This window comes from Micromonospora sp. WMMA1363 (assembly GCF_030345795.1).
GTDB lineage: Bacteria > Actinomycetota > Actinomycetes > Mycobacteriales > Micromonosporaceae > Micromonospora.
On record NZ_JAUALB010000001.1, the window covers coordinates 3,117,626 to 3,140,039 of the forward strand.

A 22,414-nucleotide genomic window follows, 5' to 3' on the forward strand; every position below is an offset into this window, starting at 1 on the left:
CAGTCGGTTTTCCGGACCGTATCAGCCATCCTGGCACCGATCCGGCCAGGGGCGGACGGTTATGACCCCGATGGGCGGAACGGGTTCAGTCCCGTTCGGCACGCTCGACGACGTTGGTCAGCAGCATCGCACGGGTCATCGGGCCGACGCCGCCGGGCATCGGCACCAGAGCGCCGGCCACCTCGGTCACCTCCGGATCGACGTCCCCGGTGTAGCGCCCCTTGCCGTCCGGGCCGACCACCCGGGTGATGCCGACGTCGACAACGGCTGCGCCCGGTGTGACCATGTCGGCGGTGAGCAGACCGGGCACTCCGGCCGCGACGATCACGATGTCCGCGGCGCGGGTGTGCGCGGCGAGGTCCAGGGTGCCGGTGTGGCAGAGGGTGACCGTGGCGTTCTCGCTGCGCCGGGTGAGCAGCAGCCCGAGCGGGCGACCCACGGTGTTGCCCCGGCCGACGACGGCGACCTTGGCGCCGCGCAGCGCCACGTCGTGCCGGCGCAGCAGCTCGATGATGCCGCGCGGGGTGCAGGGCAGCGGGCCCGGGTAACCGAGCACCAGCCGGCCCAGGTTGACCGGGTGCAGGCCGTCGGCGTCCTTGGCCGGGTCGATCAACTCCAGCACCCGCTGGGTGTCCAGGTGGCCGGGCAGCGGCAGCTGGACGATGTAGCCGTGGCAGGCCGGGTCGGCGTTCAGCTCGGCGAGGACGGCGTCGACCTGTTCCTGGGTGGCTTCCGCCGGCAGCTCCCGCCGGATCGACGCGATGCCGACCTCGGCGCAGTCGCGGTGCTTGCCGTTGACGTACGCCTGGGAGCCGGGATCGGCACCGACGAGGACTGTGCCGAGTCCGGGCGTGACGCCCCGCTCGGCCAGAGCCTTCACCCGGGCCCGCAGCTCGTCCTTGATCTCGGCCGCGGTCGCCTTGCCGTTCAGAAGCGTCGCCGTCACGCCCAGATCGTCTCACGCCCGGCGCCCGGCGGACCGACGACCCGGGTAGCCGCCGGTAGGCCCTCGCCCCGACAACTGGACAGGTGACGGCATGTGACGTGGGATAGCTCACTCAGGGTGATGATCGATCGACGCGGGTCGGGACAGGCAACGGATAGAGAGGATGCCGCGGCCATCACCTCCGCAACGTGTCCCGACGGCACGACGGGGCCAATCAGGTCACGCCTGGGCCCACTGATCTGGACCTAACATCCCGTTTAACGGCCAATTCAGACTCGGCACGGCTACCAGAAGCCAGCCACGGACGCAAGACCCTGGGGGGTGGTCTGTTATGACTTTGCAATGCTCTCGTTGTCGATTACGAATGCGCGACCTACCGTTGCCCATCGTTGCGCAGCGTGAACCCAGCGCCGGGCCCGACTGCGCAGCGTGAGGAGATGAGGAGGCTTCATGCGCGTTCGTAGGCTCGCCGCCTGGACCGCCCTCCCGCTCGCGGTGACCCTGGGCCTGGTGGCCTGCGGCTCGGGCGGCGACGGCGGATCCGGTGGCACCAACCCCAACGCGGCCGTGCGGATCGAGATCGCCGAGCCGCAGCACCTGGTGCCGACCAACACCAACGAGACGAGTGGCTCACAGGTGCTCGCCGCCCTGTTCAGCCCGCTGGTCGCCTATGACGACGCCAACAAGGCGTACGAGGTCGCGGCCGAGTCCGTGACGTCCGAGGACAACGTCACCTGGACGATCACGCTCGAGGACGGCTACACCTTCCACAACGGCGAGCAGGTCACCGCCGACAACTACATCGACGCCTGGAACTACGGCGCGTACGCCCCGAACGGCCAGAACTCGAGCTACTTCTTCGAGAAGATCGCCGGGTACGAGGACCTGCAGGGCGAGCAGCCGACGGCGAAGACGATGTCCGGCCTGAAGAAGGTCGACGACCGGACCTTCACGGTCACCCTGTCGCAGCCGTACACCGAGTTCAGGAAGATGCTCGGGTACACCGCCTTCTACCCGCTGCCGAAGGCCGCGTTCTCGGCGCCCGGCGTGCTGGCCGAGGGGTACGAGCAGGCGCCGATCGGCCAGGGACCGTTCAAGATGAAGGGCACCTGGCAGCACGACGCCAAGGTCGAGGTCGAGAAGTACGACGCCTTCGCCGGTGAGCAGCCGAAGGTCGCCGGCGTCGAGTTCCGGATCTACCAGCAGCAGACCGCCGCGTACGCGGACGTGCTGTCGGACAACCTGGACGTGATCAAGAGCATCCCGACCGAGAACCTGTCGACCGCCTCGACCGACCTGGGCGACCGGTTCAAGACCAGCCCCGCCTCGTCGTTCCAGTTCCTCTCCTTCCCGACGTACCAGGAGGAGTTCAGCAACCCGGACGTACGCAAGGCGATCTCGATGGCGATCGACCGCGAGGAGATCACAAAGGCGATCTTCAAGGAGTCGCAGCAGCCGGCGCGTTCCTTCGTCTCCCCGGTCGTCGCGGGCTACCGCGGAGACACCATCGGCGCGGCCGGGCAGTTCGACCCTGCCGCGGCGAAGACGCTCTACCAGGCCGCGGGGGGCCCGAGCAAGATCGAGCTGTCGTACAACGGCGACGGTGGCCACAAGGACTGGATCGACGCCACCTGCAACCAGCTCAAGGCGAACCTGGGCGTGGACTGCGTCGGCACCGCCGAGCCGAAGTTCGCGGACCTGCTGACCAAGGTCAAGACGAAGGAGCCGGTCGGCCTGTTCCGGATGGGCTGGGTCATGGACTACCCGTCCATGGAGAACTACCTCGGACCGCTGTACAGCAGCAACGGCTCGTCGAACTACTACGGCTACAGCAACCGCGAGTTCGACAAGCTGGTCGCCGAGGGCTCGGCGGCACCAACCGAGGAAGAGGCGATCAAGAAGTACCAGCAGGCCGAGGACCTGCTGGCCGAGGACCTGCCGGTGATCCCGCTCCGGTTCGGCCAGAACAACTTCGGGCACTCGACCAACGTCAAGAACGTGGAGATGGATCTCTTCAACCGGGTCGACCTGCTGAAGATCGAGATCGTCGAGTAACGCGGCACGGCACGACGGGTCGGGTCACCGGGGGACGGTGACCCGACCCGCCCTCGCCTTCGCCCTTTTTCAGAGAGACTGCCTAGTATGTTCCGCTTCATTCTGCGGCGACTGCTCCAGATGGTCCTCGCCTTCTTCGGGACCACATTGATCGTCTACGCGTTGATGTTCGCCGGGCAGGGTGACCCGATCCAGGCGCTCGCCGGCGAACGTCCGGTCACCGCCGCCCAGCGGGCGTACCTGACAGAGAAGTTCAACCTGGACCGGACCGGGATCGACGGCTTCTTCTACCGGTACTTCGACTACGTCAAGAACCTGCTCCGGGGTGACCTCGGCGAGTCCCTCACCGGGCGACAGATCGGCGACATCCTGGCCGCCGCCTGGCCGGTGACCATCAAGTTGGCACTCATCGCCATGGCGGTCGCCGTGCTGTTCGGCGTCACCGCGGGCGTCCTCGCCGGCGTCCGCCGGGCCAGCATCTTCGACAACTCGACGCTGGTGCTCACCCTGCTCGTGCTCGGCATCCCGACCATCGTGCTGGCCCCGCTCGCGCAGTTCTTCCTCGGCGTGAAGTGGCAGATCTTCCCACCCACCGCCGGAGCCGACCCCGACCTGTACGCGCTGCTCCTGCCCGGCATCGTGCTCGGCTCGCTCTCCCTGGCCACCGCGCTGCGGCTGACCCGGACCTCGGTGGCGGAGAACCTGCGCGCCGACTACGTCCGCACCGCCCGATCCAAGGGCCTGGTCAAGCGCCGGATCGTCGGGATCCACGTGCTACGCAACTCGCTGATCCCGGTGGTCACCTTCCTCGGCGTCGAGCTGGGCAACCTGATGAGCGGCGCGATCATCACCGAGGGAGTGTTCAACATCCCCGGTGTCGGCTTCAACCTCTTCCGGGGCATCCGCACGGAGGACGGCCCGCTGGTGGTGGGCATCGTCAGCGTGCTGGTCGTGGTCTACCTGGTCGCCAACCTGGTGGTGGACATCCTCTACGCCGTACTCGACCCGAGGATCCGCTATGAGTGATTTCGAGACGGTGGCGGCGAGTGAGAACCAGGCCGCGCGACGGGGACCGTCCGGCGAACCCGGCGCCCCGAACCAGGTCGGCGGTACGACGGTCGCCACCGGCAAGCCCCGCAGCCTCGCCGGCGACGCCTGGCGCGACCTGCGCCGCAAGCCGATCTTCTGGCTCAGCCTCGGGCTGGTCGTCCTGATCACCGCCATGGCGGCCGTGCCGAGCCTGTTCACCGCCAACGATCCCACCGACTGCGTGCTCGCGCGGCAGCACGACGGGGCGTCCGGCGGGGCCATCTTCGGGTACGACTTCCAGGGCTGCGACACCTACGCCCGGGCGGTGTACGGTGCCCGCGCGTCCCTCCTGGTCGGCGCGTTCTCCGCCCTGCTCACCGGACTGGTCGCGCTCACCGTCGGAATGGTCGCCGGTTACTTCGGCCGGTGGATCGACGCGGTGCTCTCCCGCGTGATCGACATCGTGCTCGGCATTCCGCTGCTCCTCGCCGCGATCGTGCTGCTCAAGCGGGTGGCCAGCGACAGCTCGACGGTCCGGATCGCTGCGGTGATCTTCGTGCTCGCGGTACTGGGCTGGACGACGGCGGCCCGGGTCGTCCGCTCGTCGGTGATCACGGCGAAGGAGCAGGACTACGTGGCCGCGGCCCGGATGCTCGGTGCCAGCAACGGCCGGATCATGTGGCGGCACATCCTGCCCAACGCGCTCGCCCCGGCCATCGTCGTGCTGACCATCGCCCTCGGCTCCTTCATCTCCGCCGAGGCGACCCTCTCCTTCCTCGGCATCGGCCTGAAGGAGCCGACGATCTCCTGGGGCATCGACATCAACAACGGTCGGCTCCACATGCGGGAATCGGCCACCCCACTGGTCGTCCCATCGACCTTCCTCGCGCTGACCGTGCTGGCCTTCATCATGCTCGGCGACGCGATCCGTGACGCCTTCGACCCGAAGCTCCGGTGATGCCGACATGAGCCAGTCCGCTGTCCGCCCCACCCCGGCCTCCCCGACGCCCGAGGGCGGCCACCTGCTGGAGGTGCGGGACCTGCACGTCGAGTTCCGCACCAACGAGGGCGTGGCGAAGGTGATCAACGGCGTCTCCTACCACCTGGACGCCGGTGAAACCCTCGCCGTGCTCGGCGAGTCCGGTTCGGGCAAGTCGGTCACCGCTCAGGCCATCATGGGAATTCTGGACACGCCACCCGCGTTCATCCGCTCCGGCCAGATCCGGTACCAGGGCCGGGACCTGCTCACCCAGTCCGAGGAGCAGCGCCGGCAGGTACGCGGCAAAGAGATCGCAATGATCTTCCAGGACGCCCTGTCCGCGTTGAACCCCACGTTCCCCGTCGGCTGGCAGATCGGCGAGACACTACGCCAGCGCGCGGGAATGTCCCGGCGGGACGCCCGCCGCCGCGCCGTCGACCTGATGGACCTGGTCAAGATCCCGGCCGCGGCCGACCGGCTGGGCGACTATCCGCACCAGTTCTCGGGCGGCATGCGACAACGAGTCATGATCGCGATGGCGCTGGCGATGACCCCGAAGATCCTCATCGCCGACGAACCCACCACGGCACTGGACGTGACCGTGCAGGCCCAGATCATGGACCTCCTCGGCGACCTGCGCCGCGACCTCGACATGGCGATGATCCTGATCACCCACGACCTCGGCGTGGTCGCCGACGTCGCGGACCGGATCGCCGTCATGTACGCGGGTCGGATCGTCGAACACGCCGATGTGCGGTCGCTGTACAAGACCCCGGCCCACCCGTACACCAAGGGGTTGCTGGAGTCGATCCCGCGGATGGACGTCCGGGGCCAGCGGCTTGCGACGATCAAGGGCTTGCCGCCGAACCTGATGCGAATCCCATCCGGCTGCCCGTTCCACCCCCGGTGCCCGTACGTCCAGCAGGTCTGCGTGGACGTCGTACCGCACGACCTGGTCCTCGGCGACGGCCGGACCAGCGCGTGCCACTTCGCGCAGGAGGTCCGCGATGACAGCGCCCGCTAGCTCGACCAAGGTCCGGGGCGAGACGATCCTCTCCGTCGACCACCTGGTCAAGCACTTCCCGATCACCCGCGGCGTGGTGTTCCAGAAGCAGATCGGCGCCGTCAAGGCCGTCGACGGAGTCAGCTTCGAGCTGCGCCGCGGCGAGACGCTGGGGGTGGTCGGCGAGTCCGGCTGCGGCAAGTCGACCCTGGCCCGGCTGCTCATGCGGCTGGAGACGCCGACCTCCGGGCGAGCGACGCTCGAGGGGCAGGACCTGTTCAAGGCGTCGGGCGCCGAGCTACGCCGGCTGCGCCGCAACATGCAGATGGTGCTCCAGGACCCATACACGTCGCTGAACCCGCGGATGACGGTCGGCGACATCATCGGCGAGCCGTTCGAGATCCACCCGGAGGCGGCACCCAAGGGCAGCCGGCAGCGGCGGGTGCAGGAACTGTTGGACGTGGTCGGCCTCAACCCCGAGCACATCAACCGCTACCCGCACCAGTTCTCCGGCGGCCAGCGGCAGCGCATCGGCATCGCCCGTGCGCTGGCCCTGCGGCCCGAGGTCATCGTCTGCGACGAGCCGGTCTCCGCGCTGGACGTGTCGATCCAGGCACAGGTGATCAACCTGCTGGAGGAGTTGCAGGACGAACTCGGGCTGTCGTACGTCTTCATCGCGCACGACCTGTCGGTGGTCCGGCACATCTCGGACCGGGTCGCGGTGATGTACCTGGGCAGGATCGTGGAGATCGGCACCGAGGACGAGATCTACCAGCGCGCCACCCACCCGTACACCCAGGCGCTGCTGTCCGCGGTGCCGGTCCCGGATCCGGAGCTGCGCGACCGGCGCGAGATGATCCGACTGGTCGGGGACGTGCCGAGCCCGGCGGACCCGCCGAGCGGCTGCCACTTCCGCACCCGGTGCTGGAAGGCCCAGGAGATCTGCGCCCGCAAAGACCCGCTCGCGGTGCTCCGCGCCGCCGATCCGCACCCGTCGGCCTGCCACTTCGCCGAACTCCGCGGGTAGACGACTCGAACCCGTCAGGCCCGCGGTGGAATCGTCCACGCCGCTGGTGGAACCGTCATGTCGTCAGTGGAAGAAGTGGCGGGTGCCGGTCAGGTACATGGTCACCCCGGCCTCCTTGCAGGCCGCGACGGTCTCCTCGTCCCGGATCGAGCCGCCCGGCTGGACGATCGCCTTCACCCCGGCGTCGATGAGGATCTTCGGGCCGTCCGGGAACGGGAAGAACGCGTCCGAGGCGGCGACCGATCCACGGACCCGTTCGGCACCGGCCCGGGCCACCGCCAGGCGGGCCGAGTCGACCCGGTTGACCTGCCCCATTCCGACGCCGACGGTCGCGCCGTCCCGGGCCAGCACGATCGCGTTGCTCTTCACCGCCCGCACCGCGCGCCAGGCGAAAACCAGATCGTGCACGGTCGCCTCGTCCGCCGCCTCGCCGGTGGCCAGCCGCCAGTTGGCCGGGTCGTCGCCCTCGGCGTCGATCCGGTCCCGCAGCTGCATCAGCACGCCGCCGGTGACCTGCCGCCACTCGGCCGGCAGCGGGGCGTACGCCGGCGCCCGCAGCAGCCGGACGTTCTTCTTGGCGGCAAGGATCTCGACGGCACCGGGCTCGAAGTCCGGCGCGACGACCACCTCGGTGAAGATCTCCGCGACCTGCCGGGCCAACCCGACGCTGACCGGACGGTTCACCGCGATCACGCCGCCGAACGCCGACACCGGGTCGCACTCGTGCGCCTTACGGTGCGCCTCCGCCACGTCCGCGCCGACCGCGATCCCGCACGGGTTGGCGTGCTTGATGATCGCCGCCGCCGGTTGGTCGACGACGTCGTTGGCCGCCCGCCACGCGGCGTCCGCGTCCACGTAGTTGTTGTAGGACATCTCCTTGCCGTGCAGCTGCTCGGCCTGGGCGAGCCCGGCCGGGCTGGACGGGTCGGCGTAGAGGGCGGCGGCCTGGTGCGGATTCTCCCCGTAGCGGAGCACCGCCTGCCGGCGCAGCGCCAGACCGGCGAACTCCGGCCACCCGTCCTCGGCTGGCGCCAGCTCCCGGGCACACCACTGCGCGACGGCCACGTCGTAGTCGGCGATCACGGCGAACGCGCGGGCCGCGAGCGCCTTGCGCTGCGCCGGCGTGAAACCGCCGGCCCGCACGGCGTCCAGCAGCAGCGGGTACGCGGACGGCTCGGTCACCACGGCGACCGAGGCGTGGTTCTTGGCGGCGGCCCGGACCATCGCCGGGCCGCCGATGTCGATCTGTTCGACACACTCGTCCTGGCTCGCGCCGGAGGCGACGGTGGCCTGGAACGGGTAGAGGTTGGACACCAGCAGGTCGATCCCGGCGATGCCGTGCTCGGCGAGCTGCCCGGCGTGCGCCTCCTTGCGCAGGTCGGCGAGGAGCCCCCCGTGGATCTTCGGGTGCAGCGTCTTGACCCGGCCGTCGAGGATCTCCGGGAAGCCGGTCACCGATTCCACCGCGGTCACCGGCACGCCGGCACCGGCGACGGCGGACGCGGTGCTTCCGGTCGAGACGATCTCCACGCCGGCATCGTGCAACGCCCGGGCCAGCTCGACCAGGCCGGTCTTGTCGTAGACGCTGACCAGCGCCCGCCGGATCGGGCGGCGCTCGTCCTGACTGGAACTCACTCCAACCGTGACCTTTCTTCCGGTGATCGTCCAACCTTCACGGACCAGGCGGCCCACCTGCTCGACGAGCTGGCGCCGCTCGGCGGACTTGATGCGCTCGGTGAGCGTCTCCACGTCGTCGTCGTCGCGCACCGGCACGGCGACCTGCGCGACGATCGGGCCGGTGTCCGTGCCGGCGTCGACGAAGAAGAGGGTAGCCCCGGTGATCTTGACGCCGTAGGCGAGCGCGTCGCGCGGACCGTGGATGCCAGGAAACGCCGGCAGCAGCGTGTTGTGTGTGTTGAGGTAACGGCCGCCGAAGGCGGCCAGGAACTGCGGGCCGACCAGCTTCAGGAAGCCGGCGGAGATGACCAGGTCCGGCTCGTGCTCGGCGACCCGGGCGGTGAGCGCGGCGTCCCAGTCCACGCGGGTCGGATAGTCCTTGACCCGCTCGACGAACGTCGGCACCCCGGCTACGGCGGCCCGGTCCAGCCCCACGATGCCGTCCCGGTCGGCGCCGACCGCGACCACCCGCGCCCCGTACGCCGCGTTCGCGCCCGCGTCGAGCAGCGCCTGGAGGTTGCTGCCGGAGCCGGAGACAAGGACGACGATGCGGGCGACGGACGCGGGCTCGGTCACCGGCCAACCCTATCGGGGAGGTCAGTTCGCCCGACCGCTGGGCGGCACGGTGGTCTACGGGCGCCCCGGCTGGCACGAACCGGGTACGCTGCCGGTCGCTCCGGGCCGGCGCGTGCCCGGCCCGGCACGTCCGACGCCCCGGCGTCCACCCCGTTCGAGGAGTAGCGAGAGAAATGCAGCCCGGATACCCACCCCAGCAGCCCGCCCACGTCGACAACAACATGACGATGTCGATCGTCTCGATCCTCCTGTTCTGGCCGCTGGCCATCCCCGCCATCATCAACGCCAGCAAGGTCAACCCGCTGGTCCAGCAGGGCGACTACGCGGGTGCCCAGGCCGCCGCCGCCGAGTCGAAGAAGTGGTCCAAGTGGGCGCTCATCGTCGGCATCGTCATCTGGGTGATCAACATCGTGTGCTGCCTGGCCATCGTCGCCACCGGCACGCTGAACAGCACCAGCAGCGTCTGACCCGACCGGGAAACGTGTGCAGCCGGGCTCGGAACCGTACGGCCAGCCGCGGCCGGACCCGACCGGACCGCCACCGCAGCCCGACCCCGTACGCCCCGCCGTACGGGGTCGGGCTGCGGCGAGCCGCACGGCTGGCCCCGGATCCGTGCGGCACACCGTCGGGGGGGGGACAGCCGTACCAGCCTCCCGACCCGGACGGCGGTACGCCGACGTATCCGCATACGGGCTACCCGTACCCACCGGGACAGCGGAAGGCGCCGGGTCGGTCTCCGTTGCGACACGGCCGCCGATACCCACGCCAGGAAACGGATCGGCGCGACGGGAGCGACGGTTCAGGGACGGCTCAGGACCCGGGTCGTGGCGGCACCGAGCAACACACCCACTCCGGTCACCGCGGTCGCCACCGCCGCCACCTGCCACGGCACCGGACCGACCTCGGCCAGCCGGCCGCCGCCCAGCGGCCCGCCGGAGGCGGCCGCCGCGGCCCCGAGCAGCAGGCCCGCGACCGGTCCGGCGAGCGCCGCCGGGCGCAGCAGGGGCGCCCAGCGCGGCGGCGCCTTGTCGTCGGCGGCGAGCCGGAGCACCCGGCGGGCCAGCAGCCAGCCGGCCATCATCCCGGCCAGGACCGGCACCGCGAGCAGCGCCGCCCCGAGCCCGTCCACCGGTCCACCGGGGAGGCCGGCCACCAGCGGTACGGCCGGCAGCGCGCCCACCGCCACCTCGCTGGTCCGCACGGCGGTGTCGGTGCCGACGGCGAACCCCGGCCCGAGCAGGTAGCTGACCGACCAGATCGCGACGTTCGGGGCGTATGCCAGGCTGACCAGGGTGATGCCGGCCTGCCCGGCGACCCCGGTGCGGTACGCCCCGATCAGGTCGGCGGCGTCCCCACCACCGGTCGCCACCGCGAGTCCCGCCGCGCCGGCGCCCGCCGCGAGCAGTAGCAGGCCGGCCACCAAGCCGGTGCGGATCCCGTCGCGCAGCGGTCGGGGAGCCCGCTCGGCGAGCGACCGGGCCACCCCGGTGGTGCGCACCGCGCCGACCAGAGCGGCGAGCGCGCCGAACCCGGCCAGGGTCACCCCGGCCCGCACCGGCGACACACCGGGCCCACCGGCGGTGACCAGCAGCGCGGCGAGCACGCCGAGCGTCGCGTACGCGATGCCGACCGCACCGGCGGCGACGAGCGCCCGGTGCGCGGAGCGGCTGCCGCGCGCACCGATCGCACGGCTCGTGTGCACCCCGGCGCGGGTGAGCCGCCAAGCGGCGAGCAGGGTCAACGCCAGCGGGGCGAGCCCGAGCGGCCCGGCCTCGGTTGTCAGCGGAACCCCGTGGCCGAGCAGCCACCCGGCCAACCCGGCGCGGACGGCGCCAGGCACGGTCGCGGCGCCCTCGCTGAGCTGGAAGAGCCAGAGTACCGCCGCGACCGGCAGCCAGGAGGTGAGCGCGGCGCCGGCGGCGGCGACGGCGGCGGCGACGGCGAGCGGGGGGCGACGGCGAACGGGCTCGCCCGCGCGCGGCGCGGGAATCCGCCGGCCCGGCCCGGGGCGCCCGGGCGGCCGTGGGCCCACCTCCCTGGGACGGCCGGGATGATCGGGGGTGACGAACGACATCGGGGTCTACTCTGGCACGTCGCACTGGCGATGGCAGTCCGAAAAGGTCGCCGGGCGGCAGCGAGTTCCGTGATCCACCGTCTCCCAGCTCCGATCCGGTCTAGCCTCGGCCACAGGACGCGACCGCGGCCGGCGGGTGTTGACCAAGGGCCTTGCTACTTCCGCGGGGCGTGGGAGGGGACCCTCGCCACGCCGGCGCGCGGCGACGACGCGGAGGAGGCACACCGTGAACGCTCCCTACCCACCGCCCCCGCCCCCGGGTGCGGGCCGGGACCGGACCACCCTCTGGGGTGTCCTCGGCATCGTCACCGGCCTGCTCTGCTGCGGCATCCTGGGAGTGGTCTTCGGTTATCTGTCGATCCGCGACGCCCGGCGCTTCGGCCAGTCACCGGTACTGGGCTGGCTGGGCATCATCTTCGGCATTGTCAACATCGTCGGCAGCGGCATCCTCTGGGCCGGCGGCAACTACCCCCTCGGCAACGGCTGAGCGCGCCGGAGGGGGCTGACCGTGGACGGTCAGCCCCCTCCGGCGTACTGCGTCGGACTCAGCCCGCCGACATGATCTCCCGCATCAGCTTCGCGGTCTCGGTCGGGGTCTTGCCGACCCGGACACCGACCGCCTCCAGCGCTGCCTTCTTGGCCTCGGCGGTGCCGGCCGAGCCGGAGATGATCGCGCCGGCGTGCCCCATCGTCTTGCCGGGCGGCGCGGTGAAGCCGGCGATGTACCCGACCACCGGTTTGGTCACGTTCGCCTTGATGAACTCGGCGGCCCGCTCCTCGGCGTCGCCGCCGATCTCGCCGATCATGACGATGGCGTCGGTGTCCGGATCGGCCTGGAACGCGGCCAGCGCGTCGATGTGGGTGGTGCCGATGATCGGGTCACCGCCGATGCCGACGCAGGTGGAGAAACCGATGTCCCGCAGCTCGTACATCATCTGGTAGGTCAGGGTGCCGCTCTTGCTGACCAGGCCGATCCGGCCGGTGCCGGTGATGTCGGCCGGGATGATGCCGGCGTTGGAGGCGCCCGGCGAGGCGATCCCGGGGCAGTTCGGACCGATGATCCGGGTTCGCTCCCCCTGCGCCACGTTGTACGCCCAGAAGGCGGCGGTGTCGTGCACCGGCACGCCCTCGGTGATGACCACGGCCAGCGGGATGCCCGCGTCGATCGCCTCGGTCACCGCGCTCTTGGTGAACTGCGGCGGCACGAAGATGACCGTCACATCGGCACCGGTCTCCTTCATGGCGTCCGCGACGCTCGCGAAGACCGGCAGCTCGGCGCCGTCGACGTCGACGGTGGTGCCCGCCTTGCGCGGGTTCACGCCGCCGACGACCGTGGTGCCCGCGGCGAGCATCCGCCGGGTGTGCTTGGAACCCTCCGAACCGGTCATCCCCTGGACGATGACCTTCGAGTCCTTGGTCAGCCAGATCGCCATTGTCAGACCCCCGCAGCTGCCAGCTCGGCGGCCCGCTCGGCCGCGCCGTCCATTGTGTCGACCCGCTGCACGAGCGGGTTGTCCGCGCCGTCCAGGATCGCCCGACCGGCCTCGGCGTTGTTGCCGTCGAGGCGGACGACCAGCGGCTTGGTGACCTTCTCGCCACGTTGCTCGAGCAGGGCCAGCGCCTGCACGATGCCGTTGGCAACCTCGTCACAGGCGGTGATGCCGCCGAACACGTTGACGAAGACGCTCTTGACCGACGGATCGGAGAGCACGATCTCCAGACCGTTGGCCATCACGGCCGCGCTCGCGCCACCACCGATGTCGAGGAAGTTGGCCGGCTTCACGCCGCCGTGCCGCTCCCCGGCGTACGCGACCACGTCCAGGGTCGACATGACCAGGCCCGCGCCGTTGCCGATGATGCCGACCTCGCCGTCGAGCTTGACGTAGTTGAGGTCCTTCTCCTTGGCGGCCTGCTCCAGCGGGTCCACCGCGGCCTGGTCGACCAGTGCCTCGTGGTCCGGGTGCCGGAACCCGGCGTTCTCGTCCAGGGTGATCTTGGCATCGAGCAGCAGCAGCCTGCCCTCGCCGGTCTTGGCCAGCGGGTTCACCTCGACCAGCGTCGCGTCCTCGGCGACGAAGGCCCGCCACAGACCCACTGCGATCTCGACGACCTGGTCGGCCACCTCGGCTGGGAAACCGGCCGCGGCGACGATCTTGCGCGCGGTGGTCTCGTCGACGCCGGTGTTCGCGTCGATCGGCGCTTTGACGACCTTCTCCGGGGTTTCGGCGGCCACCTGCTCGATGTCCATGCCGCCCGCGACGCTGGCGATACAGAGAAAGGTACGGTTCGCCCGGTCCAGCAGGTAGGAGAAGTAGAACTCCTCGGCCACGTCCGCGGTCACGGTGATCATGACCTTGTGGACGGTGTGCCCCTTGATGTCCATGCCGAGGATGTCGGTGGCCCGAGCCACGGTATCCTCCGCGCCCTCGGCCAGCTTCACACCGCCGGCCTTGCCTCGGCCACCGACCTTCACCTGCGCCTTGACGACCACCCGGTCGCCGAGGCGTTCGGCGATCGCGCGGGCCTCCTCCGGGGTGTTGGCGACGCCGCCGGCCAACACGGGCAACCCGTGCCGCTCGAACAGGTCCCGCCCCTGGTACTCGTACAGGTCCACGATTGCGCGTCCCGTCCCGTCTCCGCGGCGCGCCGTCGCGCCGCTACCAGCGTATGGAAATCAGTTTGACGCCTGTCATCAGTTGAAACAGGCCATTGGGCGCAGCCTAGCGAGGTCGGGACCGCCGATTACCGAGCGGGTGCCTGGTGTGCGGTAATGCACAACCGCCCCGCGGCCACCCGGCCGTCACCCGAATGTCAGTCGTCCGGGCGATGTTGCCCGAGGTGCGTAACTCCCCTGCGGGGGCGTCGTTGAGTCAGATGTCGGCGCGCTGGTTCGGCGTGACGGCGGGAGACGGCCGATGCCCTGTCGGTCGAGGGGTGGCGGCGGGGCATCGCGCATAGAGGGGCCGGACGTGTGAGGGGTGCGTCCGGCCCCTCCCCCCGTTCCGGCGAGACCGCCGACCAGCCAACCAACGCCTGCCGGTGATGCGTCAGCTGACGGGCTGCGCCACATTCTGCCGAACCCATTCCACGATCGACTGGGTCGTCGCTCCGGGCGTGAAGATCTTGGCAACCCCGAGCTTCTCCAGCTCCGGCATGTCGGCGTCCGGGATGATCCCGCCGCCGAACACCACGATGTCCCGCGCGTCCCGCTCCCCGAGCAGCTCCAGCACCCGACGGAAGAGCGTCATGTGCGCGCCGGAGAGAACGGAGAGGCCGACCGCGTCGGCGTCCTCCTGGATGGCGGTCTCCACGATCTGCTCGGGTGTCTGGTGCAGGCCGGTGTAGATGACCTCCATGCCGGCGTCCCGGAGGGCACGCGCGACGACCTTGGCACCACGGTCGTGGCCGTCCAGGCCCGGCTTGGCCACGACGACGCGAACACGAGAGCTCATCTGCGTATCCCTTTCACCGGCTCAGCGGCTTGACCTGAACGAACGGTAACCCGACCAACCCAGGCCCGGGAATCCGGGCCAGGTCACGTCCGGCAATCCGGCCCGTCCGGCGCCAGGGACGACTGTCCACCCTGCGCCGCGCGGGGCGGCCGACCCCTCCCCCGTCAAGCCGGACGACTCCGCCGTTCGGTCACCGTGCGCGACGAACGGGTGGTGCCGGGGTCATAGTTACTCGCCCGCGATGCATGACATTCAGGGATGGAATTGGACAGAACGCATCGCAATTTCGGCGCTCCGGCTTGTGACGGGCGTGGCGGTTGGTTAACGTGTCCACGGTTGTCATCAGGTCCATGGACGGGTGATGACGCGGTCAGCGAAGGTTCGTCGGATCTTGCCGAACTTTCGCGACCGCTTCGGTACCCCGACAACGGAGGGTGTGCGTGCGCCAGCGCCTGTCGTCTGAGCCCGATCGATATCGCGGTCGCCGGCGTGTACCCACTCCGCCGCGGAGCCGCTACGCCGCCGTCGTCACCACCGCTTTCGTCGGCGCCGGTGGAGTCGCACTCCTGGCGGGTGCCCTGCCCGACGCCAAGAGCGTCAGCCCGTCGGTTCTCGACGAGCTGAAGGCCGCCTCCACGCTGAACCAGGACGCCGCCGAGCGCGCCGAGGCCGCCGGTCGCGCGACGCGTGGCGGCGCCCGCGACGGCGCAGAGGCCGAGCCGGAGGTCTGGCTCCTTCCACTACAGGGCTACGACTTCAACTCGCCGTACGGGGTGCGTTGGGGCAAGCTGCACACCGGTGTCGACCTGGTCGCCCCCGAGGGAACCCCCTATGTCGCCATTCACGAGGGCACCGTCACGAAAGCCGGCTGGTTCGGCGGGTACGGCTACACCGTGATAGTCCGCCACGCCGACGGCAGCGAGGCCATCTACGGCCATTCCTCCGCCGTCACGGTGCAGGAGGGGCAGCAGGTCAAGGCGGGTGACCAGCTCGGCCTGGTCGGCAACACCGGTCACTCATACGGCTCTCATCTGCACCTCGAGATCCATGTCAAGGGCGAGCCGCTCGACCCGGTGCCCTGGCTCAAGGAGCGCGGAGCGGACATCCAGCTCCAAGTGGAGGCAATCTACAGTGAGGCAGCGGCATCCTGACGCTGCCTCACGCCCGATAACCGCCCGGATCGTCGATCCGGGCGGTTTTCTTTGCGTGCCGACCCGCTGAAAAGTATTTCGGCTCACAGCTGACGATGTGAGCAAGGGCACGATCACTCATGATCATATTTTGGGCTGTATCAGCACAGAGAACGACAGAAGCCCCGCGTTCACATCGGACTCCACCGGCCGCCCCGGTCCCCCCCACCCGGCCCGACCGGGACCACACCAGGATTTCCAGGTCACGTGCCCCTCGAATCAGTGAGGTCCGTAGTGCAGGACGACAGCCTCATCCCGAACACGAACAGCGCACCCGCCCGGCATCGGCGGCGGGCCAGCACCCGTAACCGGCTGCTGGCGGCGACGGCGGTCGCGGTGGCCGCGCTCGGCGTCACAGGGGCCGCCGTCGCCGCCGCCGGCAACGACGACGACGGCGCCGCGCCCGCCGCCGCGATCGACACACAGGCCCGCCTCGACGCCGCCGCCAGGGCAGACCGCGCCGCCCGCGGGTCGGCCAACCCCACCCCGACGAGCCCGACGCCCAGCCCGGCCACCCCAAGCCCGGCCGCGGCGAGCCCGACCACGGCGAGTCTCACGCCGGCGGCCACCACCAAGCCGACGGCGTCGGCCACGCCGACGAAGACCGCCCCGCCGAAGCCGGCGTGGGTCATCCCGATGCAGGGCGCGACGATCACGTCCTGCTACGGCCTCCGGTGGGGTGTCCTGCACGCCGGCATCGACTTCGCCATGCCCGCCGGCACGCCGGTCCGCGCCGCGTTCGGCGGCACCGTGGAGAAGGCCGGCGACGTCGGCGACGGCTACGGCATCTCGATCGTGGTCAATCACGGCAACGGCTACCTCACCCACTACGGCCACCTGAGTACCGCCAAGGTGAACGTGGGCGACCAGGTCGGCGCCGGCCAGACCATCGGTCTGGAGGGTTCCACCGGTGACTCCACCGGCCCTCACCTGCACTTCGAGGTGCACCAGGGCCAGCTGTGGAACCAGATCGACCCGGCGCCGTTCCTGCGCGCCCAGGGCATCGACGTGGCCTGTTGACGGTCACGGGCGGATTCCCGTCGTCGACGGCGCCGTCGCGCAGGCACCGGCCGGCTCAGCGACAATGGCCCGCCCGGGCCGCGTCGGCCGGGGACCTCGGGCCGACTTGCTTCACAGCTTGTCGATCGGGGCGTGCCGCAGGATCAGCCACATGACCTGGTCGCCGAAGTCGATCTGAGCCCGCGCCGCCGGGCCGTGCCCCTCCACGGCGAGCACCCGACCCAGCCCGTAGCGCTGGTGGTTGACCCGGTCCCCGACCGCAACCTTGGGCACCTGCGGTAGCTCACTCGCCGTGGCCAGCCGGCTGCCATCCACGCCCAGACGCCGCGCGAGCTGGGCGGCCTTCGGGGTACCTCCGGAGAAGCCGGCACGCCCGCGGTCCGCACGGTCCGCGCGACCCCCCACGCCCCCGCCACCGCCGGCCCAGGAGGTGTACGAGCCCTCGGTGCGCTCCCATCGCACCAGCTCGGTAGGCAGCTCCTCCAGGAACCGGGACGGCGGGTTGTACGCCGGCGCCCCCCACGCCGAGCGGGTAACCGCCCGGGACAGGTAGAGGCGCTGCCGGGCCCGGGTGATCCCCACGTAGGCCAGGCGCCGCTCCTCCTCCAGCTCCCGCGTATCGCCGAGCGACCGCAGGTGGGGAAAGACGCCATCCTCCAGGCCGGTCAGGAACACCACCGGAAACTCCAGGCCCTTGGCGGTGTGCAGGGTCATCAGGGTGACCACGCCCTGATGGTCCGGGTCGTCGGTGGGCACCTGGTCGGCGTCGGCGACCAACGCGACCTGCTCCAGGAAGCCGGCTAGGGTGGCCCGCTCCCCGTCGGCGCCGAGGGCCTCGACCCGCTCCGTGTACTCACGGGCGACGCTGACAAGTTCCTGGAGGTTGTCCACCCGGCCGGCGTCCTGCGGATCGAGGCTCTCCTCCAGCTCGGTGAGGTACCCCGAACGGGTCAGCAACGCCTCCAGCACCTCCTCCGGCGTACCGGTCCCGGCCAGCTCGCGGGCGCCGTCGAGCAGTGCGACGAACTCGGCGATGCCGTTGGCGGCCCGGGTGGAGATACCCGGCGCGTCCTTGGCCCGGCGCAGGGCCGCCCCGAAGGAGGTCCGGTGCCGGCTGGCGAGCGTCTCCACGCACGCCTCGGCCCGCTCCCCGATGCCCCGGCGCGGCGTGTTCAGGATTCGGCGGAGACTCACCGTGTCGTCGTCGTTGACCACCGCGCGCAGGTACGCGAGGGCGTCGCGGACCTCCTTGCGTTCGTAGAAGCGCACCCCGCCGACCACCTTGTACGGCAGGCCGACCCGGATGAACACCTCCTCGAAGACCCGGGACATGGCGTTGGTGCGGTAGAAGACCGCGACGTCCCCGGGGCGGGCGGGCCCGTCGTCGACGAGCCGGTCCGTCTCCCGGGCCACCCAGTCCGCCTCGGCGTGCTCGGTGTCGGCGACATAGCCCACGATCGGGTCGCCGGACCCGGTGTCACTCCACAGCCGCTTCGGCTTGCGCGAGGTGTTGCGGTCGATCACCGCGTTGGCCGCGTTCAGGATGGTCTGTGTGGAGCGGTAGTTCTGCTCCAACAGGATCGTCCGGGCATCGGTGAAGTCCCGCTCGAACTCCAGGATGTTGCGGATCGTCGCACCCCGGAACGCGTAGATCGACTGGTCGGCGTCACCCACCACGCACAGCTCCGCCGGGTCGAGCCCCTCGGTGCCCGAGACCAGCTCCTTGATCAGCACGTACTGGGCGTGGTTGGTGTCCTGGTACTCGTCGACCAGCACGTGCCGGAACCGGCGCCGGTAGGTCTCGGCGACGTGCGGGTGCGACTGGAGCAGGTGCACCGTAGTCATGATCAAGTCATCGAAGTCCAGCGCATGCGCCTCCCGCAGCCGCCGCTGGTAGAGCTGGTACGCCTCGGCGAGCGCCCGCTCGTTCGGGCCCTTGGCCCGGGCGGCGAACGCCTCCGGGTCGACCAGTTCGTTCTTCAGGTTGGACACCTGGGTGGCCAGGCCGCGGGCCGGGTAGCGCTTCGGGTCGAGGTCCAGTTCGCGGGCGACGAGCTGCATCAGCCGGCGGGAGTCGTCCGCGTCGTAGATCGAGAAGGTGGACTTGAGACCGGCGTGCTCGTGCTCGGCCCGCAGGATGCGGACGCAGGCGGAGTGGAACGTCGACACCCACATCAGCCGGGCACGCGGGCCGACCAGCGCGGCCACCCGCTCCTTCATCTCGCCGGCGGCCTTGTTCGTGAAGGTGATCGCGATGATCTCGCCGGGGTGTACGTCCCGGGCCGCGAGCAGGTACGCGATCCGGTGGGTGAGCACCCGGGTCTTACCCGATCCCGCGCCGGCCACGATGAGCAGCGGCGACCCGGCGTGGGTGACCGCGTCCCGTTGCGGGCCGTTCAGCCCGTCGAGCAACTGCTGCGGGTCGAGGCGCGCGGCCACGGACCGGCGCGGTGGGGCAGGCTCGGGCGTGGGCGTGGGCGTGGGCGGGGACACGGGGACGTCGAAGAGAGGATGCATCGCACGGCGAGTCTATGCCGCCGCCCCGACGAAACCCGCCCGGCACGGCCGCGGGGTAACGAAGGTCCTTCCCAACAACTCAGGGGCCGGCCACAACGACTCAGGGGCCGGCCTCGACGACTCAGGGGCCGGGATAGTGGAAGGGGTCCCTGTTGGCGACTTTCCTTGCGGCGCCCGCACCGCCCGCGGCATACTCGACGACGTGTTCGGTCAGCGCTCCTACTTTTACTACTACGGCTCCGGGAGTCCGGCAGCCGTAGGTCGCGCCTGATCAACCAGACCTGCGAAAGCCCCGGGCTCGGCGAGCCCGGGGCTTTCTCGTCCCGGGATCCGGGCACCGGGCCCGACATCCGAGGGGTACGAGATGATGACAGATGTGGCGGAGCAGAGCGGGAGCCGAGCCGACGGGGGCGACGGCTGCGTCGATCCCGGCACCGGCACCCAGGAGCCGATGGCGGCGGCCCGGATCGCGGAGGTCCGGCAGCGGATCGACGAGATCGACCGGGCGCTGATCGCGCTCTGGCAGGAGCGGGCCGGGCTCTCCCAGCAGGTCGGTGCCACCCGAATGGCGTCCGGGGGCACCCGCCTCGTGCTGTCCCGCGAGCGGGAGATCCTGGAGCGGTTCCGCGCCGCGCTCGGCGCGGACGGCACCCAGTTCGCCCTGCTGCTGCTCCGCGCCGGCCGCGGCCCCCTCTGACCGCCCGCCGGTGGGGCGGGACGAGGACCGGGGCGCCGGCCAGGTACGGCCGGCGCCCCGAATCGCTGAGGAGGCACCACGTTCAGCGCCGGCCCGTACGGCGGTCGGGCGACGGCGCTTTCGGGGCTAGTCGACCGCGTGCACCACGTTGCGGACCTCGGCGAAGTGGCAGGCGCTCGGGTGGCCGGACCGGTCCTGGACCGTCAGGACCGGCTCCTGCCGGGCACAGATGTCCTGTGCCTTCCAGCAACGTGTCCGGAACCGGCAGCCGGACGGCGGGTTCGCCGGCGACGGGACATCACCGGTCAGGACGATCTGGTCCCGCAGGCCACGTAGCTTCGGGTCCGGCACCGGAACCGCCGAGAGCAGCGCCTGGGTGTACGGGTGGGTCGGGTTGTCGTAGATCTGGTCCTCGGTGCCGATCTCGACGACCTTGCCGAGGTACATCACCGCGACCCGGTCGGCGATGTGCCGCACCACGGACAGGTCGTGGGCGATGAAGATGTAGGACAGACCCAGCTCGCTCTGGAGCTTCTCCAGCAAGTTGATCACCTGCGCCTGGATCGACACGTCCAGCGCGGAGACCGGCTCGTCGCAGAGAATGATCTCCGGGTTGAGCGCGAGCGCCCGGGCGATGCCGATCCGCTGGCGCTGGCCCCCGGAGAACTGGTGCGGGTACCGGTTGATGTGGTCGGGGTTCAGCCCGACCAGCTCCAGCAGCTCCTGCACCCGGGCCCGCCGCTTCGCCCGCGGCAGCACGTCGGGGTGCACCTCGAAGGGCTCGCCGACGATGTCACCGACGGTCATCCGCGGATTCAGCGACGTGTACGGGTCCTGCATGACCAGCTGGATGTTCCGCCGGCCGCGACGCCGTTCGGTGGCGCTCACCTTGGACATGTTCCGACCCTGGACGAACAGGTCGCCGGAGGTCGGGGTCTCCAGGCCCACGAGCATTCTGGCCAGGGTCGACTTGCCGCAGCCGGACTCGCCGACGACGCCGAGCGTCTCGCCCCGGCGCAGCTGCAGATTGATCCCGTCGACCGCACGGACCGCGCCGATCTGCTTCTTGAAGACGATCCCCCGGGTCAGCGGGAAATGCTTCACCAGGTCACGGGTCTCCAGCACGATGTCAGACATCGCCCTTGACCTCCTTCCAGAAGTGGCAGGCAGCGGTCCGCACCGGCGACACCTGGAGCAGCGGCGGCGTCGGGTCGTGGCGGCAGACGTCCTGCGCGTACCGGCACCGCGGGTTGAACGCGCATCCCTTCGGGATGTCCGTCAGCATCGGTGGCAGTCCCTTGATCGCGGACAGTTCCTGGCCCTTGAGGTCCAGCCGCGGGATCGACTCCAGCAGGCCCTTGGTGTACGGATGCGACGGGCTGGCGTAGATGTCCTCGACCGGCGCCTCCTCGATGACCCGACCGGCGTACATCACGGAGATCCGGTCGGCCACGTCGGCCACCACACCCATGTCGTGTGTGATCAGCACGAGGCTCATGTTCCGCTCGCGCTGGAGCTCGGCCAGCAGGGTCATGATCTGCGCCTGCACGGTCACGTCCAGGGCCGTGGTCGGCTCGTCGGCGATCAGCACCTCCGGGTCGAGGGCGAGCGCCATTGCGATCATGACGCGCTGCCGCATACCACCGGAGAACTGGTGCGGGTAGTCGTTCACCCGCTGCTTCGCCGCCGGGATCTTCACCAGGTCGAGCAGCTCGACCGCGCGCACCTTGCTGTCCCTGCGGGACATGCCCCGGTGCTTACGGAACAGCTCGCTGAGCTGGAACCCGACGGTGAAGACCGGGTTCAGCGCGGACAGGGCGTCCTGGAAGATCATCGCGACCTTGTTCGCCCGGACCTTGCGCCGCTGCGCCTCCGGCAGCGTGAGCAGGTCGACACCGCGATAGCGGATCTGGCCGCCGGTGATGAACCCGGGCGGGCTGTCCAGAATGCCCATGATCGCCTGGGCGGTGACGCTCTTGCCGCAGCCGGACTCACCCAGGATGGCCCGGGTCTCACCCGGCCGCAGGTCGAAGCTCACGCCGTTGACCGCGTGGGCGATGCCGTTGCGGGTGCGGAACTCGACGTGCAGGTCCTTGACCTGCAGCGGCATCGCGTTCGGGTCGAGGCCGGGCAGGGCGTCCAGCTTGACGTTCACATCAGTGCTCATGGCGC

Annotated in this window: 19 protein-coding genes and 1 pseudogene; 10 read left to right on the forward strand and 10 right to left on the reverse strand. The window is 70.5% G+C overall.

Going from position 1 to position 22,414, the window contains the following annotated elements:
* Positions 1-85: 85 nt before the first annotated feature.
* Positions 86-946, reverse strand: coding sequence for a bifunctional methylenetetrahydrofolate dehydrogenase/methenyltetrahydrofolate cyclohydrolase (locus QTQ03_RS14305; protein WP_289278461.1), 861 nt, complete (start codon positions 944-946; stop codon positions 86-88).
* 450 nt (positions 947-1,396) lie between these two features.
* Here QTQ03_RS14305 and QTQ03_RS14310 point away from each other — a divergent pair, with 450 nt between their 5' ends.
* The 5 genes from QTQ03_RS14310 (at position 1,397) to QTQ03_RS14330 (ending at position 7,039) form a co-directional block, all read left to right on the forward strand.
* Positions 1,397-3,001: a peptide ABC transporter substrate-binding protein gene (locus QTQ03_RS14310; protein WP_289278462.1), complete on the forward strand. Its 1,605-nt coding sequence runs from the start codon at positions 1,397-1,399 to the stop codon at positions 2,999-3,001.
* 87 nt (positions 3,002-3,088) lie between these two features.
* Positions 3,089-4,027 (forward strand): ABC transporter permease, encoded by a 939-nt coding sequence (locus QTQ03_RS14315; protein WP_289278463.1) that lies wholly within the window; start codon positions 3,089-3,091, stop codon positions 4,025-4,027.
* Positions 4,020-4,988: an ABC transporter permease gene (locus QTQ03_RS14320; protein ID WP_289278464.1), complete on the forward strand. Its 969-nt coding sequence runs from the start codon at positions 4,020-4,022 to the stop codon at positions 4,986-4,988. Before QTQ03_RS14315 ends, QTQ03_RS14320 begins: the two co-directional genes overlap by 8 nt.
* A 7-nt stretch (positions 4,989-4,995) precedes the next feature.
* The gene (locus tag QTQ03_RS14325; protein ID WP_289278465.1) at positions 4,996-6,033 is read left to right on the forward strand and encodes an ABC transporter ATP-binding protein; all 1,038 of its coding nucleotides are present in this window, start codon (positions 4,996-4,998) and stop codon (positions 6,031-6,033) included.
* Positions 6,017-7,039 carry an ABC transporter ATP-binding protein gene (locus QTQ03_RS14330; RefSeq protein ID WP_289278466.1) on the forward strand — a complete coding sequence of 341 codons (1,023 nt, stop codon included), beginning with the start codon at positions 6,017-6,019 and terminating at the stop codon, positions 7,037-7,039. Before QTQ03_RS14325 ends, QTQ03_RS14330 begins: the two co-directional genes overlap by 17 nt.
* A gap of 63 nt (positions 7,040-7,102) precedes the next feature.
* Here the strand turns inward: QTQ03_RS14330 and purH are convergent, their stop codons facing one another.
* On the reverse strand, positions 7,103-8,674 hold the full coding sequence (gene purH, locus QTQ03_RS14335) for a bifunctional phosphoribosylaminoimidazolecarboxamide formyltransferase/IMP cyclohydrolase (RefSeq protein ID WP_289280830.1): 1,572 nt from the start codon (positions 8,672-8,674) through the stop codon (positions 7,103-7,105).
* A pseudogene (gene purN / locus QTQ03_RS14340) lies at positions 8,675-9,292 on the reverse strand (phosphoribosylglycinamide formyltransferase); the annotation flags it as partial.
* Between the two features lie 173 nt (positions 9,293-9,465).
* Between purN and QTQ03_RS14345 the strand changes: the two are divergent.
* A complete protein-coding gene (locus tag QTQ03_RS14345) occupies positions 9,466-9,759 on the forward strand; it encodes a CD225/dispanin family protein (RefSeq protein WP_289278467.1) in 294 nt (97 codons plus the stop codon).
* 332 nt (positions 9,760-10,091) lie between these two features.
* Here the strand turns inward: QTQ03_RS14345 and QTQ03_RS14350 are convergent, their stop codons facing one another.
* Positions 10,092-11,366 carry a cell division protein PerM gene (locus tag QTQ03_RS14350; RefSeq protein WP_289278468.1) on the reverse strand — a complete coding sequence of 425 codons (1,275 nt, stop codon included), beginning with the start codon at positions 11,364-11,366 and terminating at the stop codon, positions 10,092-10,094.
* A 226-nt stretch (positions 11,367-11,592) separates the two neighbouring features.
* Here QTQ03_RS14350 and QTQ03_RS14355 point away from each other — a divergent pair, with 226 nt between their 5' ends.
* On the forward strand, positions 11,593-11,853 hold the full coding sequence (locus QTQ03_RS14355; RefSeq protein WP_289278469.1) for a hypothetical protein: 261 nt from the start codon (positions 11,593-11,595) through the stop codon (positions 11,851-11,853).
* A 58-nt stretch (positions 11,854-11,911) separates the two neighbouring features.
* Here QTQ03_RS14355 and sucD read toward each other — a convergent pair whose 3' ends face one another.
* The 3 genes from sucD to icmB form a co-directional block, all read right to left on the reverse strand.
* Complete coding sequence (gene sucD / locus QTQ03_RS14360) at positions 11,912-12,799, reverse strand: succinate--CoA ligase subunit alpha (RefSeq protein ID WP_289278470.1); 888 nt, start codon at positions 12,797-12,799, stop codon at positions 11,912-11,914.
* 2 nt (positions 12,800-12,801) lie between these two features.
* Positions 12,802-13,980, reverse strand: a complete 1,179-nt coding sequence (sucC, locus tag QTQ03_RS14365; protein WP_289278471.1) for an ADP-forming succinate--CoA ligase subunit beta — start codon at positions 13,978-13,980, stop codon at positions 12,802-12,804.
* A gap of 433 nt (positions 13,981-14,413) precedes the next feature.
* Positions 14,414-14,818, reverse strand: coding sequence for a coenzyme B12-dependent isobutyryl CoA mutase small subunit (gene icmB, locus QTQ03_RS14370; RefSeq protein WP_289278472.1), 405 nt, complete (start codon positions 14,816-14,818; stop codon positions 14,414-14,416).
* Between the two features lie 440 nt (positions 14,819-15,258).
* Between icmB and QTQ03_RS14375 the strand changes: the two genes are divergently transcribed.
* Together QTQ03_RS14375 and QTQ03_RS14380 are read left to right on the forward strand one after the other, a co-directional pair.
* On the forward strand, positions 15,259-15,969 hold the full coding sequence (locus tag QTQ03_RS14375; protein WP_289278473.1) for a M23 family metallopeptidase: 711 nt from the start codon (positions 15,259-15,261) through the stop codon (positions 15,967-15,969).
* A 273-nt stretch (positions 15,970-16,242) separates the two neighbouring features.
* Positions 16,243-17,028: a M23 family metallopeptidase gene (locus tag QTQ03_RS14380; RefSeq protein WP_289278474.1), complete on the forward strand. Its 786-nt coding sequence runs from the start codon at positions 16,243-16,245 to the stop codon at positions 17,026-17,028.
* 111 nt (positions 17,029-17,139) lie between these two features.
* Here QTQ03_RS14380 and pcrA read toward each other — a convergent pair whose 3' ends face one another.
* The gene (gene pcrA / locus QTQ03_RS14385) at positions 17,140-19,545 is read right to left on the reverse strand and encodes a DNA helicase PcrA (RefSeq protein ID WP_289278475.1); all 2,406 of its coding nucleotides are present in this window, start codon (positions 19,543-19,545) and stop codon (positions 17,140-17,142) included.
* A 364-nt stretch (positions 19,546-19,909) separates the two neighbouring features.
* Between pcrA and QTQ03_RS14390 the strand changes: the two genes are divergently transcribed.
* Entirely contained in the window at positions 19,910-20,242 is a 333-nt protein-coding gene (locus tag QTQ03_RS14390; RefSeq protein WP_289278476.1) for a chorismate mutase, read from the forward strand.
* 126 nt (positions 20,243-20,368) lie between these two features.
* Here the strand turns inward: QTQ03_RS14390 and QTQ03_RS14395 are convergent, their stop codons facing one another.
* Both QTQ03_RS14395 and QTQ03_RS14400 read right to left on the reverse strand, forming a co-directional pair.
* The gene (locus QTQ03_RS14395; RefSeq protein WP_289278477.1) at positions 20,369-21,379 is read right to left on the reverse strand and encodes an ABC transporter ATP-binding protein; all 1,011 of its coding nucleotides are present in this window, start codon (positions 21,377-21,379) and stop codon (positions 20,369-20,371) included.
* The gene (locus tag QTQ03_RS14400) at positions 21,372-22,409 is read right to left on the reverse strand and encodes an ABC transporter ATP-binding protein (RefSeq protein ID WP_289278478.1); all 1,038 of its coding nucleotides are present in this window, start codon (positions 22,407-22,409) and stop codon (positions 21,372-21,374) included. The genes QTQ03_RS14395 and QTQ03_RS14400 overlap by 8 nt, the downstream gene beginning before the upstream one ends.
* Between the last annotated feature and the right edge of the window lie 5 nt (positions 22,410-22,414).

Coding starts and splice junctions, on each gene's coding strand:
- QTQ03_RS14315 (WP_289278463.1), top strand. CDS start 3,089: ATGTTCCGCTTCATTCTGCGGCGACTGCTCCAGATGGTCCTCGCCTTC.
- QTQ03_RS14320 (WP_289278464.1), top strand. CDS start 4,020: ATGAGTGATTTCGAGACGGTGGCGGCGAGTGAGAACCAGGCCGCGCGA.
- pcrA (WP_289278475.1), bottom strand. CDS start 19,545: ATGCATCCTCTCTTCGACGTCCCCGTGTCCCCGCCCACGCCCACGCCC.
- QTQ03_RS14400 (WP_289278478.1), bottom strand. CDS start 22,409: ATGAGCACTGATGTGAACGTCAAGCTGGACGCCCTGCCCGGCCTCGAC.
- QTQ03_RS14330 (WP_289278466.1), top strand. CDS start 6,017: ATGACAGCGCCCGCTAGCTCGACCAAGGTCCGGGGCGAGACGATCCTC.
- QTQ03_RS14395 (WP_289278477.1), bottom strand. CDS start 21,379: ATGTCTGACATCGTGCTGGAGACCCGTGACCTGGTGAAGCATTTCCCG.
- QTQ03_RS14310 (WP_289278462.1), top strand. CDS start 1,397: ATGCGCGTTCGTAGGCTCGCCGCCTGGACCGCCCTCCCGCTCGCGGTG.
- QTQ03_RS14390 (WP_289278476.1), top strand. CDS start 19,910: ATGATGACAGATGTGGCGGAGCAGAGCGGGAGCCGAGCCGACGGGGGC.
- QTQ03_RS14345 (WP_289278467.1), top strand. CDS start 9,466: ATGCAGCCCGGATACCCACCCCAGCAGCCCGCCCACGTCGACAACAAC.
- QTQ03_RS14350 (WP_289278468.1), bottom strand. CDS start 11,366: ATGTCGTTCGTCACCCCCGATCATCCCGGCCGTCCCAGGGAGGTGGGC.
- sucD (WP_289278470.1), bottom strand. CDS start 12,799: ATGGCGATCTGGCTGACCAAGGACTCGAAGGTCATCGTCCAGGGGATG.
- icmB (WP_289278472.1), bottom strand. CDS start 14,818: ATGAGCTCTCGTGTTCGCGTCGTCGTGGCCAAGCCGGGCCTGGACGGC.
- QTQ03_RS14325 (WP_289278465.1), top strand. CDS start 4,996: ATGAGCCAGTCCGCTGTCCGCCCCACCCCGGCCTCCCCGACGCCCGAG.